Raw genomic sequence first — 14,300 nt, forward strand, 5'->3', positions numbered from 1 at the left:
GATCTGAAAGACAATAAGGCTCACTTATAATGATTGCAGTGAGCTCTTTATTAATTCATCAAAGCTAACTCATCGAGCGCCTGCCTTTAAGCAGCAATAAAATAAAGTAAATGCCACCAACTATCGACACGATAGTGCCCGCTGCAATTTGCGATGGATAGACTAAGTTTTGCCCTAGCCAATCAGAAAACACCATCAAACTCGCGCCTAGTATTGCCGCCGTGGGCAATTGCATCTCCACTTTTTTCGCGCCCAAAATCACCGCCATGTGCGGCGCTAACAATCCAATGAAAGAAACCGGTCCCATGGTTGCCGTAACCGCAGCACACAATAAAGCCACACAACACAGCAATAACACAAACGCCCGCGGCACATTTAAACCACGCGCTTTAGCAAACTCACGCCCTGTTGAAATCAGCGTCAGCCAACGACATGTGACTAATGCAAAGCCAATCAAACCAATTACAATCGCGGCTAGCATTACTGCCGATGACGGCGTGACTCGGTAGGTTGAGCCCGCAAGCCAACTTAAAATAATGTAGGAGGTTTCATCACCCTTAGCTAAGGCAAACTGCACTATGGCTTCAATCAATGCAGTCAGCGCAATACCAATTAAAATCAGCATTGAAGGCGCGTACTGGTGACGCTTACCCAGTACAAGCAATACCCCTAGCACCGACATACTGCCTAGAAAGGCAATCACAGGTGCGGTGCTAAAGATGTTTAACCCAATAAAAATCGCCCCGCCAACCAATGCCAACGTTGCCCCCGCAGAAATACCTAAAATATCTGGGCTGGCAAGCGGGTTATAGATCAAACGCTGTAATAACACCCCTGCTACCGCAAGCCCTGCACCAGCAGCAGCTGATGTTATCAATCTTGGCCATTGAATTTGCCAGCCAAAGGCATCAGGGATTGCCCATATCCAGCTGACTTCTTGTCCGTTTGTCACGCCTTGACCATGAGTGACTTGATTAAACAAGGTAGTAAATACTCCAAGGGCCACCAAGACAAACAATAAGCCCAATAACTTAGGTTGGCTCATTGCATAATGACTTTTCGGCATTGAAAATGACAATTGATCTTGCGCCGATAGCTTACGACGGGTGAACCATATTAATGCTGGCGCACCAATCAAGGCTGCGGCGGTACCAGAAGGAACCAGATCAAATGTGAGTACACTTAACCCCACAGCTAAAGCGTCGGTAATCACTAAGATAACGCAGCCTAACAACATGCTATAAAACAGTTCATCTTTAGGGGTTCTTGCCCCAAGTTGACGGGCAATATTAGGCGCCAACAAACCTATAAAACTAATGACGCCCACAGTGGTAATGCTAGCAGCGACTAACCATAAGCCAATGGCAAATAAACCGAGAATCGCCGGAATAATGTTTAATCCACGAGCTGAAGCACTCGCTTGGCCCATGCGCAATAAAGCCAGTACTCTTGGCGCAAATAAGAAAATCAATATTGCAGCTGACAACTTAGGGAGTAACCATTGCACTTGCTGCCAGCCATTTTGTGCTAAATCGCCCGCGCCCCATATGAATAGGTTTTTAGCATATTGATCATTCAGCAAAATGATCGCCGTTGCTATTGCGCCCAATAGAATATTAACTGCCATACCCGCTAGTACCACAGGTAAGCCTGCAAGGTTACGCACACCTGCAATCAATATCACTAAGCCAAGGGTCAGCATGGCGCCAATTAACGCCGCTACAGAGGCATAATCGCCCACCAGCGTTGGAAACCACACATTCATAATCACTAACGCAAGCCAGGCGCCAGAGGCGGTACCTAAGGTCATCGGTGACACCAGCGGGTTTTGGGTCAATTGCTGCATTAAACTGCCCACTAACCCCAGCATCGCGCCGACCATAATCGCCATGACAATACGAGGTAGTTGAGACTCTACAAACATGATGGCATCAAAATTATCTGCCAATGCTTGTCTGTCAGCAAAATGCATCAATAAACTGAGCTGCTTGGAAACTTGAATTTGGGTATCAATTTGAGCCGACACCAGCACGGCGAGGACCAAGCCAATAAAGGTTAATGCATATCGATTAATTAAAGGCTGGCTCATTAAAGCTCTCCTTCAATCGCTGATTTATCAGAGCTCATTAACTCTGCGTCGATGGCCATTGGCGCTGTATTAACTGAATTGGGGGCAATAGCTAATAAGCTTTTAGTCAGGGCTTGTGCCATATATTCAATTGAAATCGCCCCTCCGTAGTTCCATGCAGGGGCAATACTGTTCATCTTGTTATGACGCACAAATGGCATGGCATTCCACATCACGCTCTGGCTAAGTTCAGTTTCTTGGGCAAATGGCTCAAAATACAACGCGACACCATCACCAATATAACGCAGTGATTTTAAACGCTGCTGTTTAAGGCCCCATTGAGTGGCTTCAACTTTTAATGCGGGTTCAATGCCTAATAATTTAAGTGCGTATTGCGCTGTCGAGTTATCACCGTATAAATATACCGAAGTCATACTGGCAAAACGAAACGTACTCACTTTTGGCAAAGTGCCGTTATAGGCACTCAGCAATTGCTGTTTTTGCTCGGCTATCACCGCATGCATTTGAGCAATTCTCGTTTGCGCCTCAGGCTCTTTGCCTAATAGCTTGGCTATGCTCAAAAAGTTATCTAATGCAGCTTGAGCATTATCATGGTGTTCACTGTAGGTTTGAAAAAATAACACTGGCGCGATTTGTTCAAGTCGTGGCAATAAATCTAATTGTGGTGAAGCGATAATAATCACATCAGGTTTCAGCGCAGCCAAACGTTGAAAGTTCGGTTCAACGCGAGTGCCCACATCCATCACCTCATCAGGCACAGCAGGATTCATTACCCACTCTTTGTAGCCAGCGACATCAGGCATTGCGATGGGCGTTACGCCTAATTCAAGTACTTGCTCAGCAACATCCCAATTCAACGCGGCAACTCGAGTGGGAATGCTGGCAAACTGCTGAATACCATTGCTATCTTTAATTTCAATCATTGAGTTAGTACTGCTGAGCTGATCCGTAAAGCCTTTATGTGGCATCATCAGGACAGCGGTTAAGCACAATAAAACCACGACTCTTAGCATACAATCGCCACCTTATGCGGCTTGCTTGGGTGATCGACTAATGTCACTGGTGTCGCGTATAAATCACTGAGTAAGGTTTCATCTAACAAAATATCGGTATCACCTTGAAAAGCGATTTTGCCTTTCTTTAGTGCAATAATTTGGGTAGCAAAGCGCAGTGCAAGGTTCAAGTCGTGCAAAATAACAATCACGCCAACCCCTGTCTCTTTATTAAGACGGCTGAGTAATTCCATTAACTGGTACTGATGCTGAATATCAAGCGCAGAGGTGGGTTCATCTAGAATCATCAATTTGGCTTGCTGCGCCAGTAACATCGCCACCCAAGTACGTTGACGCTCACCACCTGATAACTGATCCGCTAAAGTATCTTTAAATTCAGAAACGCCGGTTTCTGCCATTGCTTGCTCAATAATCGCTTGGTCTTCATCGCGCCAGCGCCCTAAAGTACCGCGCCAAGGGAAACGCCCTAAACGCACTAATTCAGCCACGTTGAGCCCTGCCACCTCAGGCAGTTTTTGTGGCAAATATGCCACAGTACGAGCTAAGTCTTTCGCGCTGTATTTACTTAACGTTTTATCTGCCAAGGTGATTTCACCTTGCTCAGGCTGAAATTGATTGGCAAGTAAGTTAACCAGTGTCGACTTACCCGAGCCATTATGCCCAAGGACCACAGTCAGTGCATGAGGGTCAATATTGAGTTGCTCGATATCAAGAATGGTACGTTGATCGCGGTTAACTTTGACGTCGTTCAGTTGGTACATTAAACACTCTTCTGTTTTAGCTTGGGACAATTAGCGCATTTCTGGCCAGTGACGGTTTTATACACCGAGCAGCAACTTGAACGAGTAAATACTAATTGGTTGGTTATAGGTGATAGCTGAATTTTCTTAAGATGTTCGTCTGGCAATGACAACGCATTTAACCATAATGCCGCCTGCTGACGGATAAAATAGGCTGAAAACTCAGGGTTAGTCTGTTGCAACAAGAGTAGACGATTCAATAAGGCATCTGCAATTAAATGCTCTACAAATCGAGGCCGACAACGGACTGATTGATCTAATTCTTGGCGAAAATGCTCAAAGATAGTCAGTAATTGCTGACCTGCTGCGCTCACTAACTGATGGTACTCGCCCGTGCTGCAGTCAGTGCACGAAAAGCAAAATCCTGCCACTACACCGTCTTGATGACGCTGGGACATATTGCATAAATCAGGTAGGGCTTGGCAATGATAAATCGCTGTAATAGCAACATATAGCGGCTGCCAAGTCAGTAAATCCCAGCTGCGAGTCAGCCAATAAGCTTGGCCCGCTTCAGGCGATTGCTGCCTAATACTTTGATGCAGAGAACGAATGTTTTGTAAGTTCGATTGCTGAGATGAAATCAGTGATGAATCGGGAGCGTCAGAAACCAAAATCTCCCCTTTAAGGTAAGGAGAGATTTGTTCGCATTGCTGATAAATATCGTTAAAAACAGATAAACTCATTGCATCGCCACTTATTACATTGGTCAGTTAGCATTCATTACTAATAGCTTTTATTACTAATAGCTTTCATAAATAAGTAAAACCATAAAACGAGGCTTTCGCCCCGTATTTATGGCTATCGTAAACGCAATTAGAAGTTATATTTGAAGTTTAATTCAACGTTACGTTCTGCGCCGTACCAACAATTCACTGAGTCATAACAGGTGTAGTACTCTTCGTTGAATAGGTTATTAGCAACTAAATTAACGCTAGCACCTAATAAACTGCTGCTGAACTCGCCAAGATCATAACCTACTGATAAATCCACTAAGGTGTATGATTCAACTTGGTCAGTGTTCATCGCGTCCATTTGCATTTCGCCCACATAACGCACACCACCGCCAATACGCATACCCGCTAGCGCACCATCATCAATGTGGTAGTTAGTCCACAATGATGCTGCATGTTTCGGTACATAAATAGGTTGAGTACCTTGCAGACCGTTACCGCTGTCTTTGGTAATTTCCATATCGATATAGGTGTAATTAACCGCAACATCGACATTGTCATTAACAAACCACTGGCCTTCGAATTCAGCGCCGCGAGATTCAATCTCACCAATTTGCAGTTTATCGCCCCAAGGATCATCAGGGTTTGCCATTAAGGCATCACTTTTAACAATGTTAAAGAATGACAAGGCCGCCGTTTTGCTTTGATCTGCTGAGCCATACTTCAAACCGAACTCAAACTGCTCGCCCATTTCAGGTTTGTAAGTTGAACCATCGGTTTTAGTCCCCGCAACTGGCTCAAAACTGGTGGCATAGCTAACAAATGGCGAAATCCCATTTTCAAACTCGTACATTGCGCCAACGCGGTATGAGAACTCTTGATGATCAGCAGCTGAGTTTGTATCAGCATAATCATCTGAATATTCACTCGATGAGCTGTAGTCATCGTAGCGGCCACCCAAAATCATAATTAGATTGTCGTAGCGCATTTGGTTTTGGAAATACAAACCCGTTTGCTCAACTTTAACGTCATCCGTCGCATCATAAGTCGAAGTTAATTCGGACGGGTTAATCATGTCGTTATTCGGATTAAAGATGTTGAACGTACCAAACTGGCTGGTCATCCCATATTCTGAATAAGCCGAAACACCATCAAGTTTTTGGTAATCAAGACCGAACAACAAGTTATGCTCAACATCACCGGTATAAACTAAACCTGATAATTGGTTATCAATGGTGAAACCTGTTGAGCTTTCTTCAGTACTGTAAATGTTACGATCTAGGATGCCTGTTTCAGGATCAAAGTTATCACCTAAATGGTAAGTATTCTTTTGCGTTAACGTCGCATCCATATAGCGGAAGTTTTGCAAAAAAGACCAGTTATCGTTGAAATCATGATTGATTTTATAACCCGCTAATACAAACTCACGCTCAAACTCAGACCAGTTTTTGTCGCCAGCGAAAGTCGATGAGCTAGTGCTGCCGTTTGGATTGTCATAAATCATGCCTGATGACGGCAATGATGAGTTCATTCCCATTGATGGATCGTTCTGGTAGTACAGATTGAAGTTTACGTAGGTACTGTCCGACACGTTCCAATCAATCGAAGGTGCGAACACAAAACGTTCTTCTTCGGTATGATCAACTTGACCATCTTTGCTGCGCGCTAAGGCAATCACGCGATAAGAAAAATCACTGTCACCAATTTGGCCAGTGGTATCAATAGAGGCTTCGATTAAATTATCAGAACCTGCCGCCACATTCACTTCAGTGCTGCGTGCATCTTGTGGGGTTTTAGCAATCATGTTGACCATGCCACCTGGTGGCATTGAACCGTAAAGTACTGACGTTGGTCCTTTAAACACTTCAACTTGCTCAAGCGCTACAGGGTCAATTTGAGGCTGTAAGTTCCAACCCGTTAGTGACTGCAGTACTAAGCCGTCATAGTAGCTTTGGTTAACATCAAAACCACGAATATTAAAGGTGTCATACATGGTGACAGCGCCACCTTTTTGCTCAGTGGTCACGCCTGGCACATATCGCAGAGCTTGGTTTAATGACTTAACACCGCGTTGCTCAAGTAATTCGCTGTCTATTACAGTGACGCCTTGAGGTGTTTCAAGCGGCGTTAGCGATGTTTTAGTCGCTGTATTTCGATAGGCTTGGCCAAGAACTGTAATGGTTTCAAACTTTGGGATTTCAATCGATAAGTCATTAATGTCTTCAGCTAACACTTGCTGGCTATAAACCATAGATGCGCTCATTGCTGCTGCAACCATGGATAATTTAAATGACTTACTACTGTTAGATGAGACCATACCGCCCTCTGCCTTTTTAACGTTCAATTCCATGTCAGTAAACATGAATACTAATGAGAATGATTATCAAGCGCGGATGATATAGTGTTTCAACTAGATACATTTAACAATTTGGTGCATGAAGGGAGGAATTTATAAAATAAATGTTATTTCGAGAGAAGTGTCACACTTACAAGATGCAAAGAGAGAGGCAATAGAAGTAAATTAAGTCACGCTTTTAATCGGCAGCCAATACTCCATATGGGAAGGTTCATCCGTGTTGATACTTAGGGCACCATAATGCTCTAAATCAAAACCATCAACGCCCTCAAAACCTGATTGAGGTAACCAGTCACAAATTAACCATTCAACTAGCTGACCAAAACCGCTTAGCAAGCCATGATAAGACACCACTGCATATTCTTGGCTTGGTATTGTTAAACAGGTTAATTGCTCCGACTCGACTAACGCCTGAATCGCCAAAGGCAACTCAATATCGACCGTAAGCGCAGCCCAGTAATGCAGGTCTTTAGGTAATCGGGTATCAACAACGCCAATCATTTGCGCCGTTAAAGCCCCTTCATCGTCAATCAGATTGAATAACGACGCCCATGTAATCGGCACTATGGTCGCAAAATTCGGCGCCTCAGCCAGTAAACCATTCACAGGAGTAGATACACCATAAACGGTAAAGCCCGGCCTATGTTCAATACGGGTTTGTAATGAGGTGCTATCAATAAAGTGCTCAGCACGTTGAGTTATTGCATTGCGCAAGCCGACTTTGGTACCACGTCTGCGATATTGGCTAGGGCTAAGCCCAAAAAGTTGCTTAAAAGAACGACTAAAACTCACCTCTGAGGTAAAGCCAAATTGATAGGCAATATCCAACATTCGATCATCAGTAGTCACCACTTTATCCGCAGCCAGACTTAACTTTAGTTCTCGAACATACTGCGCCACATTCAAGCCCGTTTGCTGCTGAAAAATACGTTGTAATTGCCAGCGAGAAAGCTGGCACACTTCAGCAAGCTCATCTAAGCCGAGCGTCTTATCACTATTGTGATGAATATAATCAAGCACGCGTTCTATTCGGCTATAAGGCGATTGGCCTTTCATAAAATCTATCCAAAATCTCAAATGATAGGGTGACACGATGAAATATCAGTAAGTCATTATTATGTATAGCAAGTTAACACTTAAACATAAAGCTCGAAGGCTATTTAGCACATGCCATGATGGTTATTTATCGTTCTGCCACTTCAATCTCACCAAAAAAATTATAACGATAAATCATAGAGATAAGCAGTCACAACCTTATTTTTGAACACTTGTTCAAAATACAGCTTGAACGAACGTTCAAATTAAAGGTATAGTATTTCCATACCGAGCGATTAACCCCGGCACTTTTTAAATGACATCCTGTTTTAGGGTTTTGTCAGCTTAAGCCCTATTAAATAAAAATTGGAGTAATACCATGAGCAAATTTACTATTCACAGTATCGAGACTGCACCACAAGCGAGTAAGGCCATGCTAGAAGGTTCTCAAAAAGCCTATGGTATGGTGCCAAATCTGCACGGTGTATTAGCTGAATCACCAGCAACATTTGAAGCGTATCAGTCACTGCATAATCTCTTCACTCAGTCATCTTTTGATGCTGAAGAGTTAACGGTTGTATGGCAAACCATCAATGTTGAGCATGAGTGTACTTATTGCGTACCGGCTCACACTGGGATTGCTCACTCGATGAAGGTCGATGCTGCGTTAACTGAAGCATTAAGAAACCGCGGCGCAATGCCAACAGCTAAACTGCAAGCGCTGCATGACACCACATTATTAATGGTGCGCAACCGCGGCGTGTTATCTGATGCTGAAATGGAAGCCTTTTTTGCAGCAGGTTATGGCCAACAACAATTACTGGAAATCATTTTAGGATTATCGCAAAAAGTGATCAGTAACTATGTAAACCATGTGGCTAAAACCCCCGTTGATGAGCCATTCCAACAGTTTAACTGGCAAGCGACTAAGTAAATAACATACTAGAAAAGAGTGGTGCATTATCCACTCTTTAATGTTTTACTGCCCTCTTTCTATTCAGCAGTATAAGGTCTTTTATGTCGACAAAAATTAAACTCGACGTTGTCTCAGACGTCGTATGTCCATGGTGCATCATTGGTTACAACAGCTTAAACCAGGCGATTGTTGAACTCGGTATGGAAGATCAAATTGAGCTTGAATGGCAACCGTTCGAACTCAATCCCGATATGCCAGCAGAAGGGGAAAACTTACGTGATCACGTTGCGCGTAAATACGGTTCTAGCGCACAAGACAGCGCTAAAGCTCGAGAAAACATCACCCAACGTGGCGCCGATCAAGGGTTTGCATTTAACTTTAATGACGATTCAAAAATCGTTAACACCTTTGATGCTCATATCTTACTGGATTATGCTAAATCTCAAGGTAAGCAAACAGCGCTAAAACTGCGTTTATTCAGTGCCTATTTTACCGAGCATAAAGATGTCTCCGACAGAAATGTATTAGCCAGTGAAGTTGCCGCAGTCGGGCTAGATGCCGACGAAGCCATGGCATTACAGGATAAACCAGAAGTCAGAGCACATCTAAAAGCAGAAAAAGATCAATGGACGGCTGCAGGTATATCGTCTGTTCCGACGGTCGTGTTTAATCGCACCAGCGCATTAAATGGCGCTCACCCAGTTGAGACTTACAAGCAAGTGCTGACTGAGCTGCTCGCTAAACAATAGCAATCGGCAATTCGCAATCTCAATTCGCCAACAGTAAAATTGCAAATCCCCCTTAACAGCAGCTCATTAAGCTGCTGTTAATCTATATTCATCACCATGACATCAGCCCTAAATTGATATTGAGCTTTTTGCACTATAATTAAATTATTCATGAACGTATGACGGACTGATCAATGAATAAAAAAACAATACTTGATCCCAAAACTTTCCTACTTGATAAACCTAATGAGCTAATTTCGCTCGATAAATGGCAAAAAACAGTCAACCTTCTCGCCAAAGTGTTTCATGCTCCCGCTGGGTTTCTAGTGCAATTTACCCCAGAAGAGGGTTTCCAAGTCACGATTGCCAGTCAGCAAAGCACAAACCCATATTCAGCAGGCATTGTCATTGAACCTGCAGCCAATATCTTTTGCCGAAAAATCGTCGAAACGGGCAAGCCACTTTATGTTCCAAATGCACCTATTGATCCCTGCTGGGACACCAATCCTGAAGTCCATAATGATGGCTTTACTTCATACTTAGGTGTACCGGTTTTTTGGCCCGACGGCACGCCTTTTGGCACTTTTTGTGTGATGGACTACGACCAAACAGAATATGAACCCAGCTATCTGGAGCTCATTGAACAGTTAAAAGATATCCTTGAATCCGATCTCACCTTAATCGACCTATATGGCCGAATGCAGCAACTTGCGATTACCGACCCGCTATCAGAAATTAATAACCGCCGAGGCTTTGAAGTCTTAGGTAAACAACGCATATCTTTAGCAAAACGCAATCAAGCCAAACTAGGGTTATGCTATTTAGATGTGGATAACTTTAAACAGATCAATGACCAATTTGGCCATAAAGTGGGAGATGAATTAATCCAACATATCGGTGTGGTGTTAAAAGCAACTGTGCGTCAAAGCGACGTTATTGGCCGCATTGGTGGCGATGAATTTGTCGCATTAGTGCTATTAGAAAATAAGAACGACCAAACGGTGATCAAACAGCGATTACAGAAAGGTTTTTTATCGGCCAGACACAGCCCTAATCTACCTGATTACAGTGTTTCCATCGGCATTATTGACGTGGATCTTAATACTGACTTTGTTGAACTACTCGATAAAGCAGATCAGGAAATGCTAAAAAATAAAAAGCCAGTTTAGCTAACTAAACTGGCTTTAATGTCATTGATTAAGTGGCTCTAGTTTTTACCAATAATGGCTATTAGCAAAGCGATATTATCGCCAAACGCCCCACTCACCTGTCGTACCAGGTTGCTCACCTTGGGTCCACCATTTCGCTGTCCAAGTTCGGCCATCAAACGTTACTGTATCCCCTTCAACATAAACCTTATCCGCATCCCAATCACCTTCAACTGGAGGAACTTCTGGCGTTTCCTCTTCACCGATTACAGTGAATCCATATACTGAACTGTCACTGCCTTCGCCGTTTGATACCGTTAATCTAAACGACAACTCATGCTCACCTTGGTTATCTAATTGCTGAGTATTAACCATTAGTTCGCTATACAAACCTTGCTCAACATTTACGGCAGGACCACTTAATTGCGCCCATTGCACACTATCAAACTCACCTTGGGTATTATGTGGATGAAGCACGACTACAGTGCCGTGCTCTACCTCAGCAATTTCAATTTCTTGTAAAGCCTGTGGCGTGATAACAGCTTTTAATTGTGGGTCAATTTCTTCAGCAACAATACTGAATACACCTGAAGCACGCTCATCTTTTGAATTAAAGTAATTAGCATGTAGGTTATCTCTAAAATACATGTAGTGATTCATTTCAGCATGCCAATCACCAATAAACACATGACCACTGTGATTAGTTTCGTAGTAGCCACTGATTTGCGATGCTAATAAGCGATCCCAATCGAGTTGATTATCAGTAGTGATTTTAATGCTAAATGAGTTATGTACTTCACCATATTGATTCAGCACATCATATTTAACCGACTCACCGATTTGAGGGGTATTAATGCTGATGTCACTCGGGATAAATTGCTCACCTTTATTTAAGTAAGGTAAGTCTGGATCAACCGGAGGCTGTTCATCACCAGTAATGGTAATGTCGCTACAGTTATAGAAACCTTCACCCACAGGGTCGATACGCTGCCATCTTGTATACAACACGGCATCACCACTGCGATCTGCTGGAATAGTCACGTTCATGCGATACTTTTTATCAGCACCTACAGTAATATCACCGTACTCTTGAATTAATTCTAAATCATCCCACTTAAGAGTCTGTGATACATCAACACCGGGTTTTGTTAGATAGATTTCCCAGTATGACGGGTTATGTGGCGCTGTTGCATTGAAAACAAATTCAAACGTCCCTGGCGCGATTTCAGTGCGCGTCCAGTCTGAATGCGCGATACCTAAACCACTTTTTTGCGAGTCATTGGCATAACATAATGAACCGTCTGGAATGGCTGCTTTAACAATGTTTTGATCAAGGTAATCTGGCGCTTGAATGTTAATAGCCACTTCATTACGTTGAATAAATGGGTAGGTGCCCGACTCTTGCAGTGCCGCAGCACAAGCTGCATTAGGTGGATTACCAGTCCAAAGTCCACCTTGCTCATAACAGATTGATTGTCTCGCCTCAGGAAACTCTACCCAGCCATGAGCTTGAACTGTAGTAGGCACGATGAAATACATGGCAGTAAGAATTGATGAAAGTTTAAATATTTGCTTTGACACAGCAAGTCACTCCTTGGGAGTTAAAGAGATAAAGTAAAATAAGGAAAAAGACTAAATGGAGTGAACTATAGGAGCTGATACTCTGATAAAGTCGAAGCAATTATCTAGCGTAATAATCACTGTTTCAACTAGCAATATTTTGACACCTACGTCAAAATGTAACTTATGCTAATCCATTGAATTTTAATAGAATAAACTAAAGAGCATCAGCTTAGTTACAGCATTTTATTTCATTATTGACACCAAACTAAAGAATCAAATAATTTCATCTATCTCAATGAATTATAAAACAAAAAATAATTGACGCGTTAGTCGAGAATTAGATGTTATTGACGAGTCATGAGCTAACGTCAAAAGTCGGTATTAGCGCTTTGCTTAAACTCATAACTTCAACTTACTTCATTGGATGTCACAATCTAATATGGGAGGCTTCTACCCTTGCCACATTTGAGACATCGAAGAACGTTGCACAATTAAAGAGTAAGCATCCACTGTTTAGTAAAATTAAGGCAGAACTGTCAAAGATGGTTTAGTTTTTTTCTAATAAAATACAATGTATTGTTGAAGTGGTATAAAGCATCATTGCACTTAATAAAGTGAGCTTAACCAAGTAATAAAGCAATGGAAGGTAAGTTTATCAATGGATAATGATAGGTTTTCAGAATTAGACTGGCTAAGAGTCATTTTAATTTTTGGCGTTTTTTTACATCATGTTTTTATGCCATTCAATGGTGATGGTTGGCATGTGATGAACAATGAGTCGAGCAAATTACTTGACGATATCATGGTTTATTTTGAGCAATTACGCTTACCTTCTCTATTCTTTATAGCCGGTGCTGGCAGTTTGTTATTATTGAAAAAACTGCCCGCTAGCAAGTTTTTACTAAGCAAATTCCACCGTTTATTTGTCCCTTTAATTATTGGCATGATACTCATTGTGCCGCCACAAATTTATTATGAACATATTAATGATTATAAAAATTTAACTACCGCTTACCAGCAATTAGCGCTTTCATTTAACGCGAATCATTTGTGGTTTATTGAGTTTCTAATTGTGTTTATGGTGCTCGCAATTCCGCTGAATAAGATTCTACATTCTCAAACTGGAAATGCTTTTATTCGCGTCATCGAACACATTACTAAGTCTAGATATGGGTTGTTTTCGTTAGTGATTACTCTAATTATCATCCGATTAGGCTGCAAGCATTGGATGCCTTCACAAGATCATAATATTGAAAACCTATCTATTTCTTTGTTCTATTTCTTTTTCTTTCTAGCAGGTATGTGCTTTATAAACAGCCCCCAAATATGGCAGTCACTACGCGAAAGTCGAAAACTAAACTTAATCATTTTTATGCTGAGTTCAGTACTTTTCTATGGGTATTACTATTCACCAGATCTCAGTGAGTACGCTTCACTAGCAGTTCGCTGGCAGATTTGGTGGTTAGTCTGCACTCTAGTGTCATGGTCGGGGTTATTAGCATTATTTGGCTATGCAAGCGCCATTTGTAGTAGCACACCCAAATGGCTGCGCACCACTAACGAATTGATTTACCCCTTCTACATTTTGCATCAAACCATCATCGTGGTTTTTGCTTTCTATATCGTTCAGTGGGATGCTGGCATTGCTATAAAATCAATATCAGTTTTACTCCTATCGCTAATAACCTGCAGCACAATTTGTTACTTCCTAATTAGGCCACTTAATATCACACGCTACATGTTTGGTTTAAAAGTACTTAAATAAAAATGCAATTGCCTGCATAAGGTTCATACGTTCCCATTGAAACGACAGAAATGCACTGCAGACTCTTTATGATGACTAGGATTTAAGCCTGACGGCTTTATTGGTCGTTGTAACGTAACCCTATTGATATTGGCTAATTTATCTAAACCCACAACTTCAATCTAATCTATTGCCTGCCGCAGGCTTATGTGCTGATACAACTGCTAGACGCTACAC

11 protein-coding genes are annotated in these 14,300 nt (G+C 42.2%); 4 read left to right on the forward strand and 7 right to left on the reverse strand.

The genetic code is table 11. The features are described 5' to 3' along the window. Positions 1-64: 64 nt before the first annotated feature. The 6 genes from fhuB to Q4600_RS16925 all read right to left on the reverse strand — a co-directional run bounded on the left by fhuB (position 65) and on the right by Q4600_RS16925 (position 7,985). Positions 65-2,089, reverse strand: coding sequence for a Fe(3+)-hydroxamate ABC transporter permease FhuB (fhuB, locus tag Q4600_RS16900; RefSeq protein WP_303517262.1), 2,025 nt, complete (start codon positions 2,087-2,089; stop codon positions 65-67). Beyond that, on the reverse strand, positions 2,089-3,102 hold the full coding sequence (locus Q4600_RS16905; protein WP_303517263.1) for an iron-siderophore ABC transporter substrate-binding protein: 1,014 nt from the start codon (positions 3,100-3,102) through the stop codon (positions 2,089-2,091). Before Q4600_RS16905 ends, fhuB begins: the two co-directional genes overlap by 1 nt. Beyond that, positions 3,096-3,863, reverse strand: a complete 768-nt coding sequence (locus tag Q4600_RS16910) for an ABC transporter ATP-binding protein (protein ID WP_303517264.1) — start codon at positions 3,861-3,863, stop codon at positions 3,096-3,098. Before Q4600_RS16910 ends, Q4600_RS16905 begins: the two co-directional genes overlap by 7 nt. Next, positions 3,863-4,585 carry a siderophore ferric iron reductase gene (locus tag Q4600_RS16915; RefSeq protein ID WP_303517265.1) on the reverse strand — a complete coding sequence of 241 codons (723 nt, stop codon included), beginning with the start codon at positions 4,583-4,585 and terminating at the stop codon, positions 3,863-3,865. Before Q4600_RS16915 ends, Q4600_RS16910 begins: the two co-directional genes overlap by 1 nt. Before the next feature lie 130 nt (positions 4,586-4,715). After that, positions 4,716-6,923 (reverse strand): TonB-dependent siderophore receptor, encoded by a 2,208-nt coding sequence (locus Q4600_RS16920; RefSeq protein ID WP_198589550.1) that lies wholly within the window; start codon positions 6,921-6,923, stop codon positions 4,716-4,718. A 171-nt stretch (positions 6,924-7,094) separates the two neighbouring features. Further along, on the reverse strand, positions 7,095-7,985 hold the full coding sequence (locus tag Q4600_RS16925) for an AraC family transcriptional regulator (RefSeq protein ID WP_229370866.1): 891 nt from the start codon (positions 7,983-7,985) through the stop codon (positions 7,095-7,097). Positions 7,986-8,343: 358 nt separating this feature from the next. On the opposite strand from Q4600_RS16925, the gene Q4600_RS16930 reads away from it, so the two are divergent. The 3 genes from Q4600_RS16930 to Q4600_RS16940 all read left to right on the forward strand — a co-directional run bounded on the left by Q4600_RS16930 (position 8,344) and on the right by Q4600_RS16940 (position 10,777). Then, the gene (locus Q4600_RS16930; protein WP_229370867.1) at positions 8,344-8,898 is read left to right on the forward strand and encodes a carboxymuconolactone decarboxylase family protein; all 555 of its coding nucleotides are present in this window, start codon (positions 8,344-8,346) and stop codon (positions 8,896-8,898) included. A gap of 83 nt (positions 8,899-8,981) precedes the next feature. Continuing rightward, on the forward strand, positions 8,982-9,629 hold the full coding sequence (locus tag Q4600_RS16935) for a DsbA family oxidoreductase (RefSeq protein WP_303517266.1): 648 nt from the start codon (positions 8,982-8,984) through the stop codon (positions 9,627-9,629). A gap of 173 nt (positions 9,630-9,802) precedes the next feature. Continuing rightward, positions 9,803-10,777: a sensor domain-containing diguanylate cyclase gene (locus Q4600_RS16940; RefSeq protein WP_303517267.1), complete on the forward strand. Its 975-nt coding sequence runs from the start codon at positions 9,803-9,805 to the stop codon at positions 10,775-10,777. A gap of 75 nt (positions 10,778-10,852) precedes the next feature. Here Q4600_RS16940 and Q4600_RS16945 read toward each other — a convergent pair whose 3' ends face one another. Further along, entirely contained in the window at positions 10,853-12,337 is a 1,485-nt protein-coding gene (locus tag Q4600_RS16945; protein ID WP_303517268.1) for a lytic polysaccharide monooxygenase, read from the reverse strand. 640 nt (positions 12,338-12,977) lie between these two features. On the opposite strand from Q4600_RS16945, the gene Q4600_RS16950 reads away from it, so the two are divergent. Beyond that, positions 12,978-14,084, forward strand: coding sequence for an acyltransferase (locus Q4600_RS16950; RefSeq protein WP_303517269.1), 1,107 nt, complete (start codon positions 12,978-12,980; stop codon positions 14,082-14,084). Positions 14,085-14,300: the final 216 nt, after the last annotated feature.

This window comes from Shewanella sp. 2_MG-2023, assembly GCF_030548905.1.
Taxonomy (GTDB): Bacteria; Pseudomonadota; Gammaproteobacteria; order Enterobacterales; family Shewanellaceae; genus Shewanella; species Shewanella electrodiphila.